Source organism: Microcoleus sp. Pol7_B2, from assembly GCF_036701035.1.
Classification (GTDB): Bacteria; Cyanobacteriota; Cyanobacteriia; order Cyanobacteriales; family Microcoleaceae; genus Microcoleus.
Genome location: NZ_JAUBQB010000004.1, coordinates 96,303 through 119,041, shown reverse-complemented (window position 1 = coordinate 119,041; position 22,739 = coordinate 96,303). Strand labels below are relative to the sequence as shown.

Genomic DNA, 22,739 nt, shown 5'->3' with positions numbered 1-22,739 from the left:
TTGCTAAGAAGCCGATCGCACTAAAATGACTGTACAGTCGCACCCGCGCGCCACAGCTTCCGGGATGTTCCCCTGAATCACCTGCTTCAGCAGCCCTTCGCGGCTCGCTCCCAGGACGATCGCATCGCACTGATCGTTCTGAGCCAAATCAATTAAAGCATCAGAAACCGATTTAGCGCAAACCGAAGTCGCTATTATCGAACAGCTAACCCTGCGCTTAATAAACTCCGCCGCTTGCTTTAATTCGCCGCGATCGGGTTCTGCAACAGAAGGCTGATGAACCTGACACAATTTAATCTCCGGTACAGCACTCGCAGCCACCAAAGCAGGTAGCAGCCGCAAAGCCGCAGCTTGCTGGTAACTGCCCCGAATAGGCACCAACCAGCGCTGCAAACCCATCAGCGTGTGCAGGCCCAATTCTGGCCCGGGAATGTCTGAATTCGGCGGGGAAAGTTCAGTCTCAGGAGTGGCTGATGAATCTGAGGAGATCGCCAATGTGGGATTATCTGCACCATCAACTCCTTCGGTATTGAATTCCCATTCTATAGACGTATATTTCCGCCCGCTAAAAGCGACGGGAAACTCATTTTTCTTACGTGTGGCTAATAGTTTTTCGCTCCATTTCACCAAAATTACCTCGCAGCCTGCTTGCCGAATTACGGTATCGACCACATCGCCAAAAATGCGTCCTTTTGTGGAAAATTCGCCTTGCCAGCCCATCAAAATTAAATCGATATGGCCCTCCTTAATTGTCTCCAAAATCGCGTTAGGCACGTCATGAGCTACCCGTATTTGGGTGTGTACGGGCAAGTTCCAATTGCGAACAATTCGCTCGGCTTGTTGCAGCAGACGGCGGCTTTTGGTTGTCCGCACAGCGGTTTCAGAAGGGGAACTGTTGCGCGGTACTAAGATGATTTGCAGGCATTCTAATTCGTAATTGCGATCGCGCGCAATCGCCGCGGCCAGCCGCAGCAAAGCGGGCGCTGTTTGAGGGTTGGAAAGGGGCACTAATAATCGGCCGTTTCCGACTTGCGGAGCCCTGGTTTGATAGACAATACAAGAAGGTTCTGGATGCGGGCCCTGGGTTGTTTCTCCGCTGAGGCGATCGGATTCAACTCGGATAATGTCGCTGCGGGTAATAATTCCCACCAAACGGCGGCCTTCTATGACTGGCAAACGGCTGATATTGTAGTTGTTGAGCCTGTACAATACCTCGCTTAAAGTATCCTTTGCTTTGACTGCGATCGGCTGTACAGTCATAAATTCTTTGAGCAGCGAGTTGCCGGGTAAATTGCGCTCGCTGGCATTTGCCAAATCGGTTTGACTGACAATTCCGACTAATTTGCCATCTTCAACGACTGGAAATCCTCGGTGGTGCGATCGCGAAAAAGCTTGCATCACTTCATCGAGAGTCAGCAGACTCGAGAGAGTTTCAACTCGACGCTGCATCACGTCATCTGCGTGCAAGTCGCTCAAAGTATTGCTCGCAGCTTTTGCCTTTGTCAGTTGAATGCCGTTAAACTCCAAAAGGCGAGTATACAGCGAGCCGCTCTCTACCTTTTCTGCCATTAAATAAGCAACTACAGAACAGATCATCAAAGGCAGCACTAATTTGAAATCCGCCGTAATTTCAAACACAATTACTACCGAAGTAATCGGAGCTCTAGTAACCGCGCAAAAAAACGCTCCCATTCCCGCCAAAGCGTAAGTTACCGGCGAACCAACGCCCAGGAAATCTGCCTGCACAATGCCCACCATGTGACCGAGTGCAGAACCCATAACTAGGGAAGGAGAGAACAATCCTCCCGGAGCGCCAGAAGCAGCGGAAATAATTGTTAGAAAAAAGTGAGCTATAAAAGCAATTAAACTCGTTATGCCACTTGCTTCCCCGGTCAGCAGAAACTCCCGCAAACCCGTATTGTTGCGGAAAGTTTCTGGGAGAAAAGCTATTACTGAACCGCAGATTATGCCAGCTAGAGCCACTCGCGCGGGCAAAGCTAATTTGAGAGATCGCCTGTTAAATTGCAAGCTAGCAATAATCCCTTTCGTGAACAAAGCTCCCAGCAATCCTGCTAAAATTCCTAGCAGTATGTAGAAGGGAATTTCCTGAGCTTCAAAACTGCTTCGGTACTCGCGAAGGTTCAAATTTAAACTATCGCCGCCCAAAAGCTGCGAGACAACTGCACCGATAAATGAAGCGATAATTGCAGTCCCTAAAGTCAATCCCGAAACATCGTGCAGCAGTTCTTCAACTACAAACAAAACTCCTGCAATGGGAGTATTGAAACCAGCAGCCAATCCCGCAGCAGCACCGCAAGCAATCAATTGTCGGCGGTAGTCTGGGGAAGTTGGCATCAAGTGACCGATCCAGCCAGCCAAAGATGCTCCTATTTGCACAGTTGGGCCTTGCCTGCCTAAAGTTAAACCGGAACCAACTGCTAAAATAGTCGTCAGAAGTTTGGCTACAGCTACTCGCAAATCTAAGGCAAGATTCACTCCGCCGAGAGCAGCTTTGACGTGAGGAATGCCACTGCCTGCAGTTTCGGGAGCAAAACGCTCAACCAAGAAACCTGTCAGCAACCCGCCGCATAAACCGACGCTGGGCAGTAATATCCAAGCTGGGATTAATGTCGAGGTAGCAACTCGCCAACTGCCGAGCCATCCGACTCCCGACTTTAGCAAAACACCAGCCAGTCCTGCCACCAAGCCGATCAGACAAGCTTCAAAAATGGCTAGGCGTTTCGGCCGTAAAAAAAGTTGAGATTTGATGACCCTGGAAGGTTCCCTAAATTGTTTAGGGATAGTTATGTACGGCATAAATAGCGTAGATGACCTGAGAATTGTCTGCTCGATCGCACTTTAGCGAAAAATCCTTCGACTTAGCAAAATATAACTAATTTTTAACCGGAGGTTCACGCAGAGTAACGTAGATGAACTTTACTAATCTGCGTTACTCTGCGATTATTTACCTGATCACCTCTACTAATGTTTTTTTTTAATCCGGCACTTCCAAGTCGGGCTGACCGGTGGCCGGCTGTGTCGCCCCAAATCCTGTTTTGTCGTGTCTGCGGTTTACCCAAACCGTTGAGATTCCCATGGATGCGGCGGGTAGAATGTCGTGATATACACTCTGATCAACGTGCAGCAGTTTTTCGCAAGGAATTCCCATTGTTTCTAGGGCTATTTCAAAGTTGCGAGTTGACGGTTTGTACGATCGCACTTGTTCCGCAGCAATTAACCAGTCGAATTCGACTTTTAAATATTTGGCTGTAACAGCAAACAAACCATCGTCAATAGTGGAAATTACTGCTAGTTTGTATTTATGCTTTATTGCTTCCCAGGCGGCAACTGTATCTGAAAATGGTTGCCAATTTTTGATGGAATCAACCACAGAGTTTATTTCTGTGCCTGCGGCTGTTTCTGTGGGTTAAAAATTAAATAAATTTTTGACCATTTTTTTTGACTATTTCTTGCACTATCTCCTGCTATCTTATATAATGATTATTCGGGTTTTATAGTTCGGATTCAAGGTCAGTAAAAAGCTCTAAAATTCCGTCATCGCTGAAATGAATTTCCCTATTGAACAGCAAGTTTTTCAACGCGGGTAATATCTCCTTTTCCCAAACTATAAAAGTGCCGTAGCCGTCAAAACTCACTATTTAAAATTGATTAAATTATAGCATGGTTCGCTCCGAATTTAGGGTTGATATTCCGCAAAAATTTCAATTTTTCCCACAATGTTTTGATTAAATTGAGCCAATTCTTCTGCAGGAATCCAATATTCTTGGTGAATCGAACTGCCCACATTTTGAACTGGATATTTTTTTAATAATTCTGCCGCCACCCGAAAGCGCGTGACATAGCCGAAATATCCCGATGCTGCATCTCTTGTATTCCAATCTCGCGCTATTTGTATGGCATAGGCTTTGTGAACTACGGGATAAAAAGTAGGCTGAAAGGATAAGCGTGGCGGAAATGCCAGAAAATCGCTTTCTTTAATTAATTCCATTTCTTTTTTGCCTACGGCTCGGAACAGCGTTACTGTTTCTTGATCTGAGATATTGATATTTTTAAACCAAGCTTTCCAACCATCCCAATTGTGAACTATTTTCGCCAATTCAGCGTAACCGGCGGCGCCGGGATGGGAGCCATCGTTTTCGGTAAGTTCTTTGTGCCAAATTTCCGATTTTTGCAGCGGGGTACAAACATCTAGATAAGGCACGTTTAACTCGCTGCAAACTTGAGAAAACTGTTCGGATAAGTTGGCAATCCGGCTTGTACGCTCAGCATCGATAACTGGCGGTGGCCCTACCATTAAAACTGGGACTCTTTCTTGGGCAGACTTGAAAATATATCGCGCATTTTCAATTGATTTCTCAACTTCAATGCGAATTTTTTCGTTTTCTAGGTAAGTGTCGTTGACGCCAAAGGAAAATACTATTCTGCCGTCGCCGTAGTGAGGTAAGCGGCAAGAAACTTCGCTGAACCAGCGAGTTTCTATATCGGCACTGGTTTCTCCCCTTATTCCTAAATTGTAGTAGGTAATATCGTGTCCTTGTCCGCAAGCGGCCGCGCAAATCCGTCCTGTCCAACCGAGACATTTTGGATCGCAAGTACCATTTACAAAAGAATCGCCGATAAAACAAATACGCATATTATGTGTGGGAATTGTTGACTGTTGACTGTTGACAGTTGACTGTTGACTAATGATTGATGACAACTGACAACTAACAACTGCCAACTGCCAACTAACTTTAATTCTTGCCGATGACGGACAATCCTTCTACAATTACAGATGGTGTGTGGCAAGAACCGTTCCACTCGGAGTCTCCTCCCAATTCTACCAATTGTTTGAGGACGCTGTAGACGTTGCCAGCTACCATTGTGTCTTTGATTCTGCCGACTATTTCACCTTTTTTGACTCGGTAGCCGAGATCGACGTTAATCGAAAAATCGCCGGAAATTCCGGCACTGCCGCCAAGCATTTGATCGACTACAATTCCGTCGTCTAATTTAGCGATTAAATCGATTAGCGAAAGCGAACCTGGTTTAATCAAAACATTGAACAAACTCGGCGTCGGATAGCTGCCTAAACCTGGGCGAAATCCGTTGCCGGTGGTGCCACTGCCCAAGGCTCGACCGGTGGTGCGATCGGTATAAAATAGCTGCAACACTCCGCTGTTGATAAAGACGATCGCCCGAGTGGGAGTACCTTCGTCGTCAAAGGGACAGCTATAGGGCCCGATATCCGGTTGCTGCGAGAGGGTGACAAGCGGCGATGTCACTTGTTGGCCTAATCGATCGTTCCAAGGCGAAGCGCCTTCGAGTACCTGTTTGCCGTTCAACGCCGCACAGACAGTCCCCCACAGCAAATCGGCGGCTTTGGCTGTAAACAGCACCGGCACGCGGCCCGTGGCGGGGGCTACATTGTCTTTCGCCCATTCCAAACGTTGCAAAACTCGCCTGGCGCTGGTGTTTAAGTCGAGAGTGCCGCGTTCGGTTTCGCCTTCCCAAATGTTGAGGAAATCTTCTCCCCGCACTAATTCTGCTGATAAGTAACCGCTGAGGGTGGTGTCGGTGTGACTCGAATCCAAGCCTCTGGTGTTCACCAAGCGGGTGCTCTCGATTTCGCAGTCGAGTTCGGCGGTGCAGAGGCTTTCTGGATAGGCTTCGCGGACGATCGCGATCGCCTCTTTTCCCCAGTTTACTAGCTGTTCTGCCGGCACCGACACTCCGCGATCGGGATAAACAACTTTTTCACCGGTGCCGAGTTCGATGGTTTCCGGTTCGTTAAGTTGCGAAAGCGCGATCGCCCTGTCCACCAAAATTTGCAGTTCCACAGGCCCGTAGGCCACCGCCAAACCCGGCCGCCCATCCCGCCACAGCCGCAGTGCAATGCCTTCTGCTTGGGCGGTTTCTAGCTGTTTGAGGCGGTTTGCTTCAAAAAAGACCGGCCGTGAGAGCGATTGCGATTCCAATACCTCAGCAGCTTCTGCACCTGCTTTGGTGGCTAGTTCTAACAGTTGTTCTGCTGATTGCGGGTTGGTCATTGTTCTCGGTGGTTGGTAATGGGCGATCGGTAATACTATTTTCGATTTTCGATTTTCGATTTTCGATTAAAGAATTGGCAAGGACTTACTGGGTATGGGTTTGGATCGCGGGCATACATTTAGATTCTTTGGGGAAACTGCTGGAATGGGCGATCGCAAGATTGTACGCATTTGTGATTGTTTCCATCTTGCCAATCGCGTCACTCGATTTTAGCTTTTAGATTTTAGGTGTTAGATTTACTCCACAGATGAATCTGGGAACTTGAACTAGAATCTAAAATTTTGATATCTCCACGACAGGAGTACGTGGCACGGTATCCGTTTTTGGCTGTGGTCAGAAATCGAATTTTTTGCAGCAGGTCAAATCTCAAAGCAGAGATTTTGGGTCAAAAAAAACTGGTTACTTAAATCGGATAGAGAATGCTGCCTGATATCAGTTATTGCCAAGCGATCGACTAAATAGTTAGTTCGTGCAGCAGCCAAAATCCTGCAAAAGATTCCGATTCGGGATTCGACTGAATTGCTAAAAAATGTACTTTTTTTGCTTGCTTTTTAGCTGCTTCAAATCCTTTCGCTTCTCTCTCAGTTGCTGCGTCTCTGAGATTAGCTAAAATCCAGCGATCATTAGCTCCCGTATCTAATACCAGCCTAGCGGGTGGGCCGCTCTCAAATTTCAGAAAAGCCAACTCCAAGCCCGACATCCAACCTGCCAGGGCTGTTGCTCTCGACGAGTAGATAATTAGTCCCGGAATTTGCGTTTCTGGGGCGAGGCGTGTCATCGGCAATCCGAAAGCTTCGCCAAATCCGATATCCCACTCGGACATTTCGTCAAAAGCTGCGATCGGCAAACTCACAAACGCCCATTTTTCACCGATTAAAGCATCCGGCAGCGCAACTGGTGTTTCGGGTATAAATTGAACACTTGGGTTCACAACCGGTTGATAGCCCGGTTCGGCGGGATAAACGTCTTGCATTCGTTCTTCCAGCCACAGGCTGAGGGCGAGGGTGCGGCGGCTGCAGGCGGCGGGAATGTCCAAGTCATCGCAGGCTTTGGTAATCATGTTCGCCATTTGGCGACGGAAAAAGCGGATTTTTTCGGGGCGTTTCGGTGCTGCGGCGATCGCATCTTTAATTGCACCAGCCAGCCACAGGGAATTCACGGTAGAACTGGAGCAGAATTGCGAGTAGCGAAACAGAGATTCGGCTTTGTCGCCTACATTCAGCGGGCTTTCGCAGATCAACACTTCCCATTTTTTTTTCTCTCGCTCGTCTATGATTGGACGGCTGTAAAAGTCGAGTTCCCAAATAGTAGCCATGCCGCGCTGTTAAAAATTAATCCTTTCTCATGTTACCGGACAGCGGGCAAGTTTCTGATTCTGACAATATAAGGCTGATTTTCAATCGCGGGCGATCGCACTTTCCCAAAGATTGCCACTTTCCCTTGTAGCTTCCCGTATAATTTTTGGCAGCAGTTCACCACCGGAAGCATTAGCAACTCCTCGGAGAACTGTCGCGGAGCAATCTCAACACGCGATCGTTTGTTAAACTTGTGCAAGCCTGGGAAAACAAACAGTATAGCTTGATTCCATGAGACAAATCATTCTCGAAAAGATTGTTTCAACCTTACAACCTTTAGATTTTGTTCTCGCTTTGTGGCAAGGAGGTTCAGCAGCCCACGGATACACCGACGAGTGGTCAGACCTCGATATTGCGGTTGTGGTTGAAGATCACTGCGTAGAAGAAACATTTGAGATTGTTGAAAAAGCCCTCGCAGAAATTTCCGAAATCGAACTCAAATATCGAGTTCCCGAACCCGCTTGGCACGGTCAATCGCAGTGCTTCTGGCGACTGAAAGAAACCCCCCCATTCTTGCTAATTGATTTCGCCGTTTTTCGGCGCAGCAGCCGCAACGATTTTCTGGAAATAGAGAGACACGGACAAGTCCCGATCGCTTTTGACAAAGTTAATCTAATTGTACCGCCTCCTTTGGACCGAAGCAAACATTTATCTACAATGCAGTCGAGATTAAACGAAATTAAAATCCGTTTCGATTTGCTGCAACCTCTGGTAAAAAAAGAGATTTATCGCGGACATTTAGTAGATGCGATCGGCAACTATCACAATTGGACGCTTCTACCCTTAGTTGAACTGTTGGGCATGATTTACCGTCCCCACAGATACGACTTTGAACTAAAATATTTCACCCGAGATTTTCCGCCCAAAATAGTCGCTCGCGTCGCACCGCTTTTCTGCATTGCCAACCTTGAAGATTTGGCAGCCAAACAGGAAATAGCTGAGGTTTTTTTTGCAGAAACTTTACCGCTTGCACAAGCTAATTTTTCCTCTGACAATGCCCTAACAGTACCGCAATAGGCTCAATATTTCGTACCGAAAGCGATTAATATAGTAGCATCTACCTTAAAGATTAACATCCCATGACAAAACTCAGCGTCAACATCAACAGAATTGCCCTCCTCAGAAACTCTCGAAACATCGGTATCCCCAGCGTTACGGAAGCCGCAAAAACAGTAATTGCTGCCGGAGCTCATGGCGTTACAGTCCATCCCCGCCCCGACGAAAGACATATCAAAGCTGACGATGTTTATGAATTAGCTAAAATGCTAACCGTTGAGTTCAACATCGAAGGAAATCCGTTTCAGCCGCCATTTATGGATATAGTTTGCGACGTAAAACCGGCTCAGTGTACCTTGGTGCCGGACGCTCCCGACGTGCTAACATCCGATAGCGGTTGGAATATTCCCGAAAATCGCGATCGGCTGTTACCAATCATTCAAAAATTAAAAGACAACGGCATCAGAGTCAGCTTGTTTATGGACGCAGATGCTGCTCTCATGCCGCTAGCAAAAGAAGTTGGAGCAGACAGAGTAGAACTGTACACGGAACCCTACGCAACTGCTTATCGCGAAGGTAGAGTAGAATCTGTTTTTCAACAATATGTCTTAGCAGCTAAAACCGCTCAATCAGCAGGTTTAGGAGTGAATGCCGGACATGATTTAAATTTGCAAAACTTAGCTAAATTTTGCTCCATTCCTGATATACTCGAAGTATCAATTGGTCATGCTTTAATTGCGGAAGCGCTAGAAATGGGGTTGTCCAACACAGTACAAGCTTACCTAAACATCCTGGCTGGTTCGTAGTACAAATTAACCTCGTGTGTGAGGGCGGATTTGGCAGTGATAAACTCGTTTTTATCAAATATAAAAACTAAATCCGCCCTGCAAACATACAGTATCAAAACTTACGCAAAAAATGGTTGGACACGCTACAAATATGGTAAGGTGGGGTTCGCAGCGACCTAGATAATTAGGCGCTCGTCAAAAATGAAGTAACACTAGGGGCTGTCACCCCGTGGTGGTGCTAGCCGTTTTCTAGTAGCAAGGCAGAGCCAGAATCCCAGACACCGCGTTTTTTGGGTGTGGGCATTTCTTTAGCAAGAACCTCGGAAAAAGCTTTAATTTTCCTAGACCAAATTACTAATATTCTGTGATGATATTATCCGTAAGGAGTATCATTAAAATGTCCCGACAAACTGAGGCTACTACTTAGCTCCCGCACTGCCAATTTGCTACCAGCAGGTTTTGTGCAAGTACGGGATATTTACGTGTATCCTATCTCCTCCTGTAGCCTCTGTGCGATCGCCCGATTTAATCCGGTGAAAACAGGCAAACACAAGTAACCATATACAATTCCTTACCCCCCTCGGAAGTGCGACATGAAAAAACTAATTTTACTGACTGGAATGCTACTCATGATGACGGCAAAATCAGTATTTGCCAGCCCAGTAGCCCCCAAAATTGCACCGAGCGAGCTGATGGCTGCCTCGGAAATTACAGAAACCCTTAACAAACCCGTTACCTCTGAATCAGTTCCCAACCTCGAACCGATCAAGCGAATGTCAACCTCGGAAATCCGAGAAACCATCAACCAACCCACCACCTATATTTTTGAAGGCGTCAAAGGGCGAGAACTCACTCTCTCCCTGTGGGCGGGACAACTGACAGCCCAACTGTACAGTCCCAATGGTGAAAATATGGGGGTTATTGAAAAAGCAGACAATCAGTGGATGGGCCAGTTGCCAGAGTCCGGCATCTATCGCGTGCGAGTTACCCCGAAAGGTGAAACCACCAGCTTCGTACTCGGACGCGACTTTAACGCTAAGTGGACTTATAGGCCCGATCGCGCAATTCCCATAGCATTCAAGGAAAAACAAGCCACAATCAAACTCAAAATGTCCGGCTACCAAATCCAGCCAATTACGCTTCAAGGCAAGCAGGGACAGACAATTAGGGTGACAGCTAGCAACAAAAATCTAGATCTGGCGATCGAATCTCCGACGGGACAACTCCTGGATCAAGGCGAAGGTCAAACTTTTGCTCAACTCCCGGACTCCGGTATCTACCGGGTAATCGTAGTTGCCAAGAGGCCGGTCAAGTCTTCAATCCGAGTTTCTGTGCAATAGCAAAGATTGCACAAATACTGTCGGGCGATCGAATTTGCGTCGCCAAAAAAAACAGCTCGCCCAATTGGCGAGCTGTTTTTTGCGTAAAATCAACCTTGGATCAGCGCTTCAAAACGTTCTTGTTTCCAAATGCAGCTTAAATCCGAGTCAGCTAAAGCTAGCTCTCGGTATAAATTAGGGATAAACTCAACAGCTCGCTGCAAATTGTCAAGGGCCAAATCAGCAAATCCCAGTAGCGCATAACAGCAAGCTTTGTTGTAAAAAGCGTTAGCAAAATCAGGATTTATTTCTAAGACTGTTTCGTAGCAAGCAATCGCCTCAGAGTAGCAGCGTTTTCGCGCCAATTCCACACCCCGGTTGTACCAAATCAAATAATCTTCAAAGGGACGCTCAGATGTGGGAGTAAACTTGGCATTTCTCTGATTTAAACCTATTAATTTCTCCAAAGCAACTCTCCGTTCGCCCACAGCTTCGGCTCTGCCCGGTTGTAGAGCGATCGAGCGGCTAAAACTAGCCACTGCTTGTTTGTAAAGTCCCATAGAGTTCGCAGCTATACCGCGATTGTACCAAGCCTTCGCGTCGTCAGGCTTAAACTCGATCGCCCGTTCAAAACTGTTGAGCGCCTGATAGTAAAGCTTGAGTTCCAACAAGGCATTACCTCGGTTGTACCACGCCCAAGCAGCCTCGGGGTGCAAATTTAAAGAGCGATCGAAACTCAGAACCGCCTTCTCGTACAGCCCCATATCGATCAGCGTCAGTCCCCGGTTGTGCCAAATACTCGCCGAACACGGACTGAACTCCAGAGCCCGGTCAAAACTGTTGAGAGCTTCCAACCAGCGGCCCAACTTTCCTAAAGCAATAGCCCGGTTGTGCCAGCCAAAGCTCGCATTCGGCTCCACCGCCAAGGCCTCATCAAAACTCTTCAGCGCCTCTAAGTGCCGTTCTAATTTCCCCAGAGCCATACCTCGGCCGAACCAAGCCTTATAATGATCTGATTGCAACTTCAAAGCTCTGTTAAAGTTCGCCAGAGCACCATGATCATCGTTAGCTTCGAGGTGGCGCGAACCCAGATGGTAATACCAAGCCGCTTCCAAGTTTTGAATTAAGTTCATAATATTTCGTATCTATCTTAAGGATGATTCTAGCTGAAATCCTACTGGGAGTAAAACTGTAATTCCACTAAAAATCGGAAACTTTTGATACAGGGCGATCGCCCGTACACACTACCCGTAACAACCTCAACAATTTGCGGTCGAAACTAACTATTTTCCTCTGGTAAAAAGCTCTTTCATCTAACCGCACTCATCGTTTTTTAGAGCTGCTGCGAATCTTAACTCTGCGTGAATCGCGCAACTCTTACCACCGCATCCCGAATTAGGTTTGCAGTTACACAAAGAGTCCTAGGGCGCCCCAAGTCTAACTGCAAATCTCACAGTGCTAATAGCTTCTACTTCTGGTTGCCCAATTCAAGCAACCACAACCGCTGTTTTAGCATTCTCACTCAATAGCAACTGGCCTGTTGCATCAATACTAAAATCTTTCCCCAGCAGAAAACCCTGGCCCATCAACCGCTGGCAAACAACCAGCGCAGTAATCCGGCGAATTTCTTCCATCACGTCAGCAGGAATCAAATAACTCAAACTCCAGATCACGGACTCGCAGTCATACCAAATCAAACGCTCAATACTGACAATCATCAAAGCGGCTACACTGTCAACAGACAGCCGCCCTCTGAGATCCGCAATCAAATCCTTACCAATTAAGCTATTGCGAGTCATCATCGCTCTAGCCATCTTCCCAATTTCTTGTTCGAGTTCTAAATGATTCATGCTTGGCACTGGCTTTTATTTTTTTAAAGCACTACTAAAAGTAAAAACAGTAGCCGCTACCAGGCTCTGCCCTAGCGTAGCTGACGCAGGCTCTACCGCAACTCTTTTAACAAAGTATACCTAAAGAAAGATAAAAAATATATCTAAAGGGAGATACGAAAATATTTTTTTGAGATAAATTGGTAAACCAATCCCCACAAGAGTTTTTACGAGCAGCGAATTGAGTATTTATACTTGCTAGGACCCGGAGTAAAGTCAATCAATACGGATGAATCCGGGGGGTTGTACCCAGGCTGCTTTTGGTCAAAAATGGGTAAATTCGATACATACTTAATAAAGTAGTTACTTCGGAGAAAAAACAGCAATGGCTGCAAACCAGGCAGACATCGATATTGCCCCCTTGATCGACTACGGCCTGATCGACCCCACCGCTACGCCAGAGCAAGTAGAATACTGTTGCCAACAAGCAGAGAGATTTGGGTTTGTCACAGTTTGCGTGTATCCCGCCTACGTCAGACAAGCAGTTGATCTGCTGCACGGCAAACGTCCCAAAGTGTGTACAGTTATAGGTTTTCCCACCGGTGCTTCGACTTCAGCGGTGAAACTTTACGAAGCTCTAGAAGCAGCAGATAATGGAGCCGTAGAGTTAGATATCTCCGTTAACTTAGGATTGTTGAAAGCTGGAAGAATCGACGAATTCCACCGGGAATTAGCCCAAATTTGCGAAGAAACTAATCTCACCATTAAAGCAATTATCGAAAGTTCGCTCCTTTCCGATGCCGAAAAACAATTAGCGGCTGAGATTTGCATGGAAGCCGGCGCGGCCTACATCAAAACCAACACTGGCTTTTTTGGCCCGGCGAAAGTTGACGATGTGCGACTGCTGAAAGAAGTTACGAAGGGACGGATTGGGATTAAAGCGGCCGGCGGAATTCGTACTCACGAACAAGCTTTAGATTTGGTGGTAGCTGGGGCAACTCGTTTGGGGACTTCTCGTGGCCCAGAATTAATCCGCCAGCGCGATAATTTAGATAAAAGTCATTAGTGATTAGTGATTAGTCATTAATTATTAATTATTAGCAATGGCTAATTGGGAATTGGTGCGCCCTTACGCACCATACAACTAAAACTTCTGCGTCCTGGACGGTTTTTGCTACTGTCTAATAACAATACTTCGGACAGTTTTTGATTGCCAACTGTAGAATGACTGTTCCAGGTCGATCGACCAACGATGACAATGAAACTGTCGGAAGTAATGTAGTAAATCTAAACTCTAAAATCTAAAATCGAGTGACTCGAACTTACAAAGCAACTGGAATCAATCTTAAGAGTGCGCCCATGGGCGAATCCGATCGAGTGCTGACAATTTTGACGCGGGAATTCGGCTTAATTCGAGCCGTAGCACCGGGTGTTCGCAAACAACGATCGACTATCGGCGGTAGAAGCGAATTATTTGTCGTTAACGAATTGCTAATTGCCAAAGGCCGATCGCTCGACAAAATTACCCAAGCCGACACGGTACAATCCCATCCGGGTTTGAGCCGCAACCTCGGGAAACTCTCCGCCGCGCAATATCTGGCCGAATTAGCGATCGCCAGCGCCCTTTCCGACGAACCCCAAGAAGAACTTTTTTGGTTGCTGGGCGAACATTTGAGCCGTTTGGAGCGTTTGTCCGATCGGACAGAAATCGAATCCGCCGCCGTGCTTGTCGCCCACCTCAGCCACGGCATCTTTCACCTGCTAGCCTTAGCAGGCCTCGCGCCCCAAGTCCAAGTTTGCTGCGCCACCAGAGGGCCGCTCATCCCAAATTTCACCGATCCGAACTGGCAAACCGGGTTTAGTATACCCTCTGGGGGAACCTTCAGCTTGCCCGAGCTAGCTAACCTAGAGGCAGAACTCTCTTCAGAAATCGGTAGCTTGTACAAATCCGCCTCCCGTTCCCGGCAAACGAATGGAAGCAAGCACTTGACAAATTTTGAGATCAATGCTAAGGAATTAGCAGCGCTGCAACAGTTGGCTAGTCCAGAACTAGGAGAGGGGATTGCCGATCGAACAACTTGGGTATCAGTAGAAAATATTTTGCGACAATATGCCCAGTATCATTTAGGTTGCACGATTAGATCGGGAAGCTCGATCGACACCTACCTAGAGAGTTTTGAGTTTTAAACTTTGAGTGTTGATTTAAATAGGTGAACGGGCGATCGTACATCGCACCCCCAACCTGCCGGATACCCGAACCAGCCGACCATTTCAGGTAAATTCTCAAGGTTGTTGCAACATCAGATAATAGATAGAGATAAAGTTACGAGATTATTAATAAACTTAGGGGTTAACACCTCAATTTCAAATTCCCATCCCCCCAACCTCCACCATCCCAGGCCATCCACCCCAAATCCTATGATGCGACTGTCCGATTCTGATTTGAGAATATCTGTGTTAGCTGTGACCCACCACAAGATGGAAGAACGAGAAAATTTTCCAGATTTTGACTCTTATCCCGTCTCCGCCGATCGACAATGGAGCAACGTCCCAGACCCAGAAATGGATAAATACCCCACAACTCCCAAAACAGAGTCAACCAACGGCAATAGCCCACAAACCGAAGCAATCGCCCCGGTTCCCACACCAGAGCAAGCAGCAGAAGTCTCGGAAGCAGTAGCCGAAACTCCCGAAAAAGAAACGGGATTTCTGCCAGTGCTTAAAAACCCAAATTTTCTAGCATTGTGGAGTGGGCAAGTTTTTTCCCAACTAGCAGATAAAGTTTATCTCGTACTGACGATCGCCCTCGTAGCCAGCCGTTTTCAAGCGCCAGATCAAACCATCAGCAGGTGGGTATCGGCAATCATGATCGCCTTTACCATTCCCGCAGTGCTGTTCGGGGCCGCCGCAGGCGTGTATGTCGATCGCTGGTCGAAAAAAGCAGTGCTGGTAGCCACAAACCTCCTGCGGGGAGGCTTTGTTTTAACATTACCCGTGCTGCTGTGGCTCTCTGACGGGTGGGAACTCGGTCAACTGCCGCTCGGATTCTGCTTGCTGCTGCTAGTGACATTCCTCGTTTCGACTCTAACTCAATTTTTCGCCCCAGCAGAACAGTCAGTGATTCCCCTAATTGTGGAACGCCGCCACCTGCTATCAGCAAACTCGCTCTACACCACAACCATGATGGGTTCGGTGATTATTGGCTTTGCAGTCGGAGAACCCTTACTAGCTTTAGCCGACACCCTATTTTCCAACCTCGGCGGCGGACTCGGCATCGGCAAAGAATTAGTAGTAGGCGGAAGTTACGCCTTCGCCGGAGTGCTGTTGCTGTCGATGAAAACAGGCGAAAAAAACGAAGTCGAACACGAACCGCCGCACCCCTTAGCAGATTTGCGAGATGGCCTGCGTTACATCAACGATCAACCGAAAGTCCGCAATGCTTTAATTCAACTAATTATTCTATTTTCCATTTTTGCAGCCTTAGCAGTTCTAGCAGTTCGGCTGGCAGAAATCCTCCCCGGTATGAAAGCATCACAATTTGGCTTTTTGCTGGCGGCGGTGGGGGTTGGCATGGCTGCTGGGGCAGCGACAGTCGGCTATCTAGGCCATAAATTTTCTCACTCCCAACTGAGTTTAATCGGATCGATCGGCATGGCACTTGCTTTGATGGGCCTTTCTGCATTTACACACCATTTGTGGCTATCGGTGCTGTTCATTACTCTGTTGGGTTTATTTGCCTCATTGGTGGGAGTGCCGATGCAGACTACAATTCAAGCAGAAACTCCAGAAGAAATGCGGGGAAAAGTCTTCGGGCTGCAAAACAATGCCACTAATATCGCTTTGAGTTTACCGTTGGCTTTGGCCGGGGTAGCAGAAACTTTTCTGGGTTTGCCGACAGTATTTTTGGCTTTAGCAGGATTAGCGATCGCTGGGGGTGTCTTAACCTGGTATATTTCCCGTAGCACTAATAGCAAAGTCGATCGAATCTAAAAAATAACAAACTCTGATTTACTGGAATGCACATCGCTTGGCTAGGAAAAAAATCACCTTTTTGCGGTAACGTCACTTACTCCAGGGAAGTCACCAACGCACTATTAGACCGGGGATACCAGGTTAGTTTCCTGCACTTCGCCCAAGAAGCGGGCCCACTGGACAGGAACAATACGGCGTGGAACATGGCAAATGGTTCATGGGGAAAGGGAATTGCTCAAACCTCATATACCAATTCGCTTTCGTCCGCTAGTTGCAACGAAGTCTCTTTACCGTGTCACTACAAATCGCAAATTTATACGATTCCCACTCTCAAGTCCCGCACAGTGCTGATGAAATCTCTGCGGCGGCTGAAACCCGATGTGGTTCACGCTTCCCTGACGCTTTCACCTCTAGACTTTCTGCTGCCGGAAATTTGTCAAGAATTGAATTTGCCTCTAGTGGCGACTTTTCACCCGCCGTTCGATCGCAAATTGCGAAATTTGACATCGGGAACGCAACACCTGATGTATCAACTGTACGCTCCGTTTTTGGCGAACTACGACTCGACGATCGTTTTTTCTCAGATTCAGCGGGATATATTGGTGAAGTTAGGAGTGCCACAGGAACGGGTGGCTGTAATTCCCAACGGCGTCGATGCTGTTAAATATTCTCCAGGGCCTTCGGGGTTGAAGTCGGAATTAAAGGCCGATCGAATTTTTGTTTACCAAGGCCGCATTGCCCAGGAGAAAAATGTAGAAGCCCTGCTCAAGGCCTGGAAACACTGTAATTTTGGCCCTGGAAACGTATTGGCGATCGTAGGCGACGGGCCCCTAGCCGCCTCGCTGCAACTGTTTTACGGCGAAGAGGATGGCATTGTGTGGCTCGGATTTGTCGCCGAGGAGGAACGCCGGATCGAAATTCTGCGGGGTGCAGACGTATTTATTTTGCCTTCTTTGGTGGAGGGACTGTCGCTGTCGCTGCTAGAAGCGATGGCCTGCGGTTTAGCTTGTTTGGCAACCGATGCCGGTGCTGACGGCGAGGCCTTGGAGGAAGGCGCGGGGATAGTTTTGAACACTCAGCGGGTACGGAGTCAGTTGCAAACCTTGCTGCCGCTGTTTTGCGACCATCCTGAGTTGGGAATGCTGCTTGGTCAAAAAGCACGCCAACGAGCGATGGAGCGATACACTCTCAGTCAGAATATTACTGAGTTGGAAAAGCTGTATGCAGAGGTTTTGCAAAAGCAGCGCGTACTAATTCGGGGTTTAGCATAATTCAGGAGGAAGAAGGAACTCCGAACCCGTTGAAATTAATCCGTGTATCCGTGTCAAAATCCGTGTCGTGCTTTCCTTCTTCCTTTGCAAATGACTTACAAAAATCCCGCTCCTACAGTTGATATTATCATCGAATTAGCCGATCGCCCCCATCGGCCGATCATACTCATCGAACGCCGCAATATTCCCTACGGCTGGGCACTTCCCGGCGGTTTTGTCGATTACGGGGAAGCGGTAGAAACGGCGGCAAAACGCGAAGCTTTAGAAGAAACAAGCTTGAATGTAGAATTAATTGAGCAATTTTACGTTTATTCTGACCCCAATCGCGACGCCCGCGAACACACTATCAGTATTGTATTTTTGGCTTCCGCAACGGGCGAACCTCAAGCCGCCGACGATGCTAAAAATTTACAATTTTTTGAATCTTGGCAGATTCCCCATCAATTATGTTTCGATCACGATCGCATTTTGCGCGATTATTGGCGTTACCGTCATTATGGATTGCGGCCGCGTTTGTAGGGTGAGGATTTGTTAACCGCAGATGCACGCGGATTAACGCAGATTGATTGCTATGATTTATCTGTGATTTATCTGTGTTAATCTGCGGTTAAATTCATTAAACTAAATTGTATGCCAAGCTTGACAATATTAGGCGGAGGTGCTTGGGGTTCGGCACTGGCAAATCTGGGAGGCAAAAAAGGATCTCGAGTTAATTTGTGGTCGCGCAGCAGTTCTGTTAATCTAGAATCAGTTATAACAGGTGCGGATGTTGTTGTTTCGGCAGTTTCGATGAAAGGAGTTGGAGCAACAGTCGATCGACTTTTGGCTTTAGAGTTAAGTCCCAGTACAATTATAGTTACTGTCACCAAAGGTTTAGACCCTGCGAGTACGCGCACTCCGTCTCAAATTTGGCAAAATGCTTTTCCTAACAATTCAATTGTGGTACTTTCCGGCCCCAATCTTTCTGAGGAAATTCAGCAGGGATTGCCGGCTGCAACGGTAGCGGCGAGTTCGGATTTAGCCGCGGCCAAGCAAGTGCAAAATATTTACAGTTCTGATATTTTTCGGGTTTATGTGAATGAAGACCCGCTGGGGACTGAGTTAGGTGGAACTTTGAAAAATGTATTTGCGATCGCTGCTGGAGTTTGCGACGGTTTACAATTAGGAACTAATGCTAAATCTGCTTTGTTGACTCGCGCTTTGCCGGAAATGATTCGGGTGGGAGTTCGTTTGGGAGCTCGCGCAGAAACTTTTTACGGTTTGTCTGGTTTAGGAGATTTGCTCGCTACTTGCAACAGTCCTTTATCGCGTAATTATCGGGTTGGTTTCGGATTAGCTGAAGGCAAATCTTTGGAGCAAATTTTGCAGGAATTGCAGAGCACTGCTGAGGGTGTTAATACTACTAATGTGTTGATTGATTTGGCAAATCAACGCGGCATTGAAGTGCCTGTTTCTCGTCAAGTATATCGCTTATTAAATGGTGAAATTACTGCCGAGCAAGCCGTTTTATCGCTGATGGAACGAGCTTTGAAACCAGAGATTTTATAACCTGTACCACTAGATAGGTAAGGACTTAAGCAAAACCTAAGCCCCTACCCGTAGCTGAAGTTTCAAGAGGTGGTGTCACCCGTTGCTAGTTATGAATTAAGAGTTGTAAGCGACATTGGTTGAGCGGTCAGATTGATGTTTTGCTCGGTCGGTAGAGAAAGAGTTTAAGGAATTGAAGATGAGTTGTGAATCCCAAACTCTTTAACTCATAGCTGCTACTTAACTCATAACTCCTAATTCATAACTTGCAGAGCGAGTTACACCAGCTTTACATCTTGCCGTGCTGCATTACCTGCTGAAGGTGCTGCCGAATTTCCTGCGCGTGCTCCATGTCAGCTTGCTGCAATTTTTGAAACAGCTCAGCACAAGGCTGAGAACCCATTTCTTGAGCATCTTTCATGTAAGCGTCGTAGGCTTTCAAAGCTTCAGACTTGTTTTGCAAAACTGTTAACAAATCGTACTCGAGGTTGCTGATGACTGTACTACCGTTAGTGCTCATAAACTTACCCTCTGCTAGGATTTGTGCCAATTTTGACCGATCCGGGGATGACTGTTCATCTATCTAGAAGGGTAGATAATTTTTACTTTCCGCCGTAATAAAACGCAACTTCTTTATCTTTCAGTGGTGCGAAGTCAGCAGCAACGAGCATTTTATCGAGCTCGTTTTGAGGCAGATGTTTGACACCGATTCGGACAATGCGCGATCGCATTGTATTTGACACGCCACTGCGCTGTCTGCCGGCTTCTAATCCCATCACTTGCTGGTAGAGGTCTAATTTTGCTTGGGGAATCGGAGTACCGTCAAAGTCGATTCCCGAGGCGATCGCAACATCGATCGCATCTGCACCAGTTGTAGATTGAGCCGTTGAGTTTGTTTCTGAAGACATTGTGCTATTAAATGGAAGTTTGTTGTGGAAGCATTTTATCAGATCACTCTTTAATTTGGTAAAATTTGTCCATATTTTGCGCTTGCATGAATATTTGACGTTTGCATGAATAATTGGCGTTTGCTCGAAAGTCCGCCGGGGGTTTTAACCCCCGTCTCACAGAGCAAGTCCACTTCAGTGGACTAAAGATAAAAATAAAAAATGCTTTCCCGTCCTTTTTCGAGGACTTTTGCTATTAGACACGGGTTTAAACGCCGGGCGGACTTTCGGACTGACGAACCAACAAAATGACAGACTTAATTATAGTGAAAAAAAACGATCAACTTCGCTCAAATCCACATTTCCTCCACTCACAATCACGCCAATCCTCGCATTTTCAGCCTTCACAACACCTGACAACAAAGCCGCCGCCGCTAACACTCCTGTCGGTTCAACAACTATCTTCATGCGTTCCCACATAAAAAACATTGTGCTGCGAATTGCGTGTTCTGAAACTGTTGCCATATCATCAACATAATGCAGCACCAAAGGAAAGGTTAATTTCCCCAAAGATGGCGTGCGCGCACCGTCAGCAATCGTATCCGGGTTAGTAACAGTTTGTAGCGTTTTCGTGCGGAACGATCGCGCAGCATCGTCTGCTTGCTCGGGTTCTACTCCTATTACTTTACACTGCGGAGACAAAGTTTTTGCTGTGATCGCGCATCCCGACAGCAAACCCCCGCCACCGCAACAAACTAACAGCAAATCCAACTCCCCAACTTCTGCGATTAATTCCAGCGCCGCCGTACCTTGTCCCGCAATCACCCGCGCGTCATCATAAGGAGGAATAATTGTCAAGTGTCGCTCCTCGGCAATTTTGGCGGTGAGCTCTTCCCGCGCAACTTGAGTGCGATCGTACAAAATAATTTCCGCACCATAGCCGCGAGTCGCCTCTTGCTTGACTTTGGGCGCATCAGCAGGCATGACAACAGTAGCAGGAATTTCTAGCAACCGCGCCGCCAGGGCGATCGCCTGCGCGTGATTTCCCGAAGAAAAAGTCAACACTCCCCGCTGTTTTTCGGCTTCAGATAGCTGCATCAAAGCATTGCAAGCACCCCGAAATTTAAACGAACCCGTGCGCTGAAAGTTTTCGCATTTGAAAAATACCTGAGAATTTGTGCGTTTGTTGAAAGTTTCCGAAGTCAGCACCGGCGTCTTGAAAGCTTTGCCCTGCAAGCGCTTTGCCGCCGCCTCCACATCGGCGAAAGAGACTGACAAGGGATTTTGGGTACTCAATGGGGCACTCATAGATTTTAGATGGGGGCGATCGAGGACTTTATTTGTAGGAGGGGCATGGCCCGCTTCACTCCTACGATTAAATTATAAATTTTTATTATATTTTGGAGGACAAGAATTATTAGGTGTCGCACTTAATGGTTAAAAAAGCTGTTGACTAAAATCAAAGTTATGACAATTTACTATCAAAAAGTAAAGTGGCGTTTTTACTTGCATAGGAGAGGGATTAATGAATACAAATTTAACCACATCCCGATTAATTGTATGGAAATGGCACGGCGCTGTATCCAGATTTCGGGTAACGGGTATAATAAACCGGATTGGATGGTGAAATTGCCCTCGCGAGTGCGATCGACTCCAACCATCGACAACAACGCAAAAGAGGACACGGCAATCCCATTTCCCTGCCCAAAAAATAGCGACTAAATTGTTTAACAATTAAAAAAAAAGGACACAGCCATGCTGTGTCCTTACCCGTATTTTGTAGGGACACAGCCATGCTGTGTCCCTAACCGTACCGCTGATATCCCGATTAGGATTCTTGCCGTTTAGAACAAGAACAATTCAGAATTACCGGTCGGTCCCAAATTGACATCGACAGTGGCAAACAAACTGTTACCACCAACCGTAGAACCGTTGCTATCGTAATACAGTTTAGTAGACAAACCGTCGTAGATAGCCATGATGGACGGCCCGGTTAAAGTTGCTTCAAACACAGTTACATCAGACACTGTGCTGCTGTAAGCGTAGAAACTCGAACCCAAAGGCCCAGATCCGGTTGTAAAGGCTGCAAAACCAGTGCTGTCGAGGTTAATTACATCATCAGTAATGCTGTAATTGGTAATTACATCCCCGCCGTCAGCAGTAGTTCCGCTGAACACAAACACATCCAAACCAGCACCGCCGTTGAGAACATTGGTTCCCACACCACCGATTAAAGTGTCATTCCCCTCGCCGCCGTTGAGAGTATCGCTACCCGCGCCGCCGAAGATGCTGTCGTTACCTGCACCGCCGTCGAAAATATCAGCACTCGATCCGCCGTTCAAGATGTCAGCAAACTCAGTGCCGGTGACGTTATTAGCTGTCGCACTTCCTGTAAATAAGACAGGAGTGGTGAAGTTGTAACCGCCAACACCAGAACCGAAATTGTTAACTCCGTTTGTCGGGAAAGTACCGGGATTAGTGATTAAATCCACAACGCTGCCTGAGTTGGTAGTAGTACCAGCAGGAGAAGATGCGATCGTACCTGTAAATACAAAGTCCGCCGTGCCCAGATTGCTAGCAGCAGTACCCAGATTCGCAATTAAGGTAGAACCAGTGGCTGCGGTACCGTTCGAGTCAAAATACAACACCGTCTCGTTCGACGCATTAGTAAAGGCGAAGAAACCAGCAGCCGTAGAATTGCCCAGGACCTTAGTTTGTGCATCTTCCAAAGAGGCATAGCTTCC

Annotated in this window: 21 protein-coding genes; 10 read left to right on the top strand and 11 right to left on the bottom strand. The window is 47.1% G+C overall.

All coding sequences use genetic code 11. From position 1 onward, the window contains the following. Positions 1–3: 3 nt before the first annotated feature. The 5 genes from QUA57_RS02935 to QUA57_RS02915 form a co-directional block, all read right to left on the bottom strand. A complete protein-coding gene (locus QUA57_RS02935; protein ID WP_333059281.1) occupies positions 4–2,817 on the bottom strand; it encodes a chloride channel protein in 2,814 nt (937 codons plus the stop codon). Positions 2,818–2,995: 178 nt separating this feature from the next. Further along, positions 2,996–3,391: an HAD hydrolase-like protein gene (locus QUA57_RS02930; protein WP_333059282.1), complete on the bottom strand. Its 396-nt coding sequence runs from the start codon at positions 3,389–3,391 to the stop codon at positions 2,996–2,998. A 306-nt stretch (positions 3,392–3,697) separates the two neighbouring features. Next, positions 3,698–4,654 (bottom strand): GDSL-type esterase/lipase family protein, encoded by a 957-nt coding sequence (locus QUA57_RS02925; RefSeq protein ID WP_333059283.1) that lies wholly within the window; start codon positions 4,652–4,654, stop codon positions 3,698–3,700. Positions 4,655–4,754: 100 nt separating this feature from the next. Beyond that, positions 4,755–6,050: a TldD/PmbA family protein gene (locus QUA57_RS02920; RefSeq protein ID WP_333059284.1), complete on the bottom strand. Its 1,296-nt coding sequence runs from the start codon at positions 6,048–6,050 to the stop codon at positions 4,755–4,757. Between the two features lie 455 nt (positions 6,051–6,505). Further along, the gene (locus QUA57_RS02915; RefSeq protein WP_333059286.1) at positions 6,506–7,366 is read right to left on the bottom strand and encodes a Tab2/Atab2 family RNA-binding protein; all 861 of its coding nucleotides are present in this window, start codon (positions 7,364–7,366) and stop codon (positions 6,506–6,508) included. Positions 7,367–7,637: 271 nt separating this feature from the next. On the opposite strand from QUA57_RS02915, the gene QUA57_RS02910 reads away from it, so the two are divergent. The 3 genes from QUA57_RS02910 to QUA57_RS02900 all read left to right on the top strand — a co-directional run bounded on the left by QUA57_RS02910 (position 7,638) and on the right by QUA57_RS02900 (position 10,530). Next, complete coding sequence (locus tag QUA57_RS02910; protein ID WP_333059287.1) at positions 7,638–8,423, top strand: nucleotidyltransferase domain-containing protein; 786 nt, start codon at positions 7,638–7,640, stop codon at positions 8,421–8,423. Positions 8,424–8,485: 62 nt separating this feature from the next. Beyond that, complete coding sequence (locus tag QUA57_RS02905) at positions 8,486–9,208, top strand: pyridoxine 5'-phosphate synthase (protein WP_333059288.1); 723 nt, start codon at positions 8,486–8,488, stop codon at positions 9,206–9,208. 575 nt (positions 9,209–9,783) lie between these two features. Beyond that, entirely contained in the window at positions 9,784–10,530 is a 747-nt protein-coding gene (locus QUA57_RS02900) for a hypothetical protein (protein ID WP_333035678.1), read from the top strand. Between the two features lie 89 nt (positions 10,531–10,619). Here QUA57_RS02900 and QUA57_RS02895 read toward each other — a convergent pair whose 3' ends face one another. Further along, complete coding sequence (locus tag QUA57_RS02895; protein ID WP_333059289.1) at positions 10,620–11,642, bottom strand: tetratricopeptide repeat protein; 1,023 nt, start codon at positions 11,640–11,642, stop codon at positions 10,620–10,622. A gap of 354 nt (positions 11,643–11,996) precedes the next feature. After that, on the bottom strand, positions 11,997–12,359 hold the full coding sequence (locus tag QUA57_RS02890; RefSeq protein ID WP_333035674.1) for a hypothetical protein: 363 nt from the start codon (positions 12,357–12,359) through the stop codon (positions 11,997–11,999). Between the two features lie 364 nt (positions 12,360–12,723). Here QUA57_RS02890 and deoC point away from each other — a divergent pair, with 364 nt between their 5' ends. From deoC to QUA57_RS02860, 6 genes are all read left to right on the top strand, one after another. Then, positions 12,724–13,404 carry a deoxyribose-phosphate aldolase gene (gene deoC / locus QUA57_RS02885; RefSeq protein ID WP_333059290.1) on the top strand — a complete coding sequence of 227 codons (681 nt, stop codon included), beginning with the start codon at positions 12,724–12,726 and terminating at the stop codon, positions 13,402–13,404. A gap of 245 nt (positions 13,405–13,649) precedes the next feature. Further along, the gene (gene recO / locus QUA57_RS02880; RefSeq protein ID WP_333059291.1) at positions 13,650–14,525 is read left to right on the top strand and encodes a DNA repair protein RecO; all 876 of its coding nucleotides are present in this window, start codon (positions 13,650–13,652) and stop codon (positions 14,523–14,525) included. 231 nt (positions 14,526–14,756) lie between these two features. After that, entirely contained in the window at positions 14,757–16,328 is a 1,572-nt protein-coding gene (locus QUA57_RS02875) for an MFS transporter (RefSeq protein WP_333059292.1), read from the top strand. A gap of 26 nt (positions 16,329–16,354) precedes the next feature. Then, positions 16,355–17,581: a glycosyltransferase family 4 protein gene (locus tag QUA57_RS02870; protein ID WP_333059293.1), complete on the top strand. Its 1,227-nt coding sequence runs from the start codon at positions 16,355–16,357 to the stop codon at positions 17,579–17,581. 90 nt (positions 17,582–17,671) lie between these two features. Next, complete coding sequence (locus QUA57_RS02865; RefSeq protein WP_333059295.1) at positions 17,672–18,100, top strand: NUDIX hydrolase; 429 nt, start codon at positions 17,672–17,674, stop codon at positions 18,098–18,100. Positions 18,101–18,211: 111 nt separating this feature from the next. Next, complete coding sequence (locus tag QUA57_RS02860) at positions 18,212–19,129, top strand: NAD(P)H-dependent glycerol-3-phosphate dehydrogenase (RefSeq protein WP_333059296.1); 918 nt, start codon at positions 18,212–18,214, stop codon at positions 19,127–19,129. 268 nt (positions 19,130–19,397) lie between these two features. Here the strand turns inward: QUA57_RS02860 and QUA57_RS02855 are convergent, their stop codons facing one another. The 3 genes from QUA57_RS02855 to QUA57_RS02845 form a co-directional block, all read right to left on the bottom strand. Beyond that, positions 19,398–19,628, bottom strand: a complete 231-nt coding sequence (locus tag QUA57_RS02855; protein ID WP_333059297.1) for a hypothetical protein — start codon at positions 19,626–19,628, stop codon at positions 19,398–19,400. Positions 19,629–19,710: 82 nt separating this feature from the next. Then, the gene (locus QUA57_RS02850) at positions 19,711–20,016 is read right to left on the bottom strand and encodes a small RNA NsiR4-regulated ssr1528 family protein (RefSeq protein ID WP_333059299.1); all 306 of its coding nucleotides are present in this window, start codon (positions 20,014–20,016) and stop codon (positions 19,711–19,713) included. Between the two features lie 300 nt (positions 20,017–20,316). Then, the gene (locus tag QUA57_RS02845) at positions 20,317–21,303 is read right to left on the bottom strand and encodes a threo-3-hydroxy-L-aspartate ammonia-lyase (RefSeq protein ID WP_333059300.1); all 987 of its coding nucleotides are present in this window, start codon (positions 21,301–21,303) and stop codon (positions 20,317–20,319) included. 159 nt (positions 21,304–21,462) lie between these two features. On the opposite strand from QUA57_RS02845, the gene QUA57_RS02840 reads away from it, so the two are divergent. Then, the gene (locus tag QUA57_RS02840; protein ID WP_333059302.1) at positions 21,463–21,717 is read left to right on the top strand and encodes a hypothetical protein; all 255 of its coding nucleotides are present in this window, start codon (positions 21,463–21,465) and stop codon (positions 21,715–21,717) included. A gap of 122 nt (positions 21,718–21,839) precedes the next feature. On the opposite strand, the gene QUA57_RS02835 is transcribed toward QUA57_RS02840, so the two are convergent. Continuing rightward, on the bottom strand, positions 21,840–22,739 hold a 900-nt coding region (locus QUA57_RS02835), incomplete at its 5' end, for a calcium-binding protein (RefSeq protein WP_333059303.1).

What these genes read in the sequence shown, in the direction of transcription:
- QUA57_RS02935 (WP_333059281.1), bottom strand. Translation starts at nt 2,817, where the DNA reads ATGCCGTACATAACTATCCCTAAACAATTTAGGGAACCTTCCAGGGTC.
- QUA57_RS02925 (WP_333059283.1), bottom strand. Translation starts at nt 4,654, where the DNA reads ATGCGTATTTGTTTTATCGGCGATTCTTTTGTAAATGGTACTTGCGAT.
- QUA57_RS02920 (WP_333059284.1), bottom strand. Translation starts at nt 6,050, where the DNA reads ATGACCAACCCGCAATCAGCAGAACAACTGTTAGAACTAGCCACCAAA.
- QUA57_RS02915 (WP_333059286.1), bottom strand. Translation starts at nt 7,366, where the DNA reads ATGGCTACTATTTGGGAACTCGACTTTTACAGCCGTCCAATCATAGAC.
- QUA57_RS02910 (WP_333059287.1), top strand. Translation starts at nt 7,638, where the DNA reads ATGAGACAAATCATTCTCGAAAAGATTGTTTCAACCTTACAACCTTTA.
- QUA57_RS02905 (WP_333059288.1), top strand. Translation starts at nt 8,486, where the DNA reads ATGACAAAACTCAGCGTCAACATCAACAGAATTGCCCTCCTCAGAAAC.
- QUA57_RS02900 (WP_333035678.1), top strand. Translation starts at nt 9,784, where the DNA reads ATGAAAAAACTAATTTTACTGACTGGAATGCTACTCATGATGACGGCA.
- QUA57_RS02895 (WP_333059289.1), bottom strand. Translation starts at nt 11,642, where the DNA reads ATGAACTTAATTCAAAACTTGGAAGCGGCTTGGTATTACCATCTGGGT.
- QUA57_RS02890 (WP_333035674.1), bottom strand. Translation starts at nt 12,359, where the DNA reads ATGAATCATTTAGAACTCGAACAAGAAATTGGGAAGATGGCTAGAGCG.
- deoC (WP_333059290.1), top strand. Translation starts at nt 12,724, where the DNA reads ATGGCTGCAAACCAGGCAGACATCGATATTGCCCCCTTGATCGACTAC.
- QUA57_RS02875 (WP_333059292.1), top strand. Translation starts at nt 14,757, where the DNA reads ATGATGCGACTGTCCGATTCTGATTTGAGAATATCTGTGTTAGCTGTG.
- QUA57_RS02870 (WP_333059293.1), top strand. Translation starts at nt 16,355, where the DNA reads ATGCACATCGCTTGGCTAGGAAAAAAATCACCTTTTTGCGGTAACGTC.
- QUA57_RS02865 (WP_333059295.1), top strand. Translation starts at nt 17,672, where the DNA reads ATGACTTACAAAAATCCCGCTCCTACAGTTGATATTATCATCGAATTA.
- QUA57_RS02860 (WP_333059296.1), top strand. Translation starts at nt 18,212, where the DNA reads ATGCCAAGCTTGACAATATTAGGCGGAGGTGCTTGGGGTTCGGCACTG.
- QUA57_RS02855 (WP_333059297.1), bottom strand. Translation starts at nt 19,628, where the DNA reads ATGAGCACTAACGGTAGTACAGTCATCAGCAACCTCGAGTACGATTTG.
- QUA57_RS02850 (WP_333059299.1), bottom strand. Translation starts at nt 20,016, where the DNA reads ATGTCTTCAGAAACAAACTCAACGGCTCAATCTACAACTGGTGCAGAT.
- QUA57_RS02845 (WP_333059300.1), bottom strand. Translation starts at nt 21,303, where the DNA reads ATGAGTGCCCCATTGAGTACCCAAAATCCCTTGTCAGTCTCTTTCGCC.
- QUA57_RS02840 (WP_333059302.1), top strand. Translation starts at nt 21,463, where the DNA reads ATGACAATTTACTATCAAAAAGTAAAGTGGCGTTTTTACTTGCATAGG.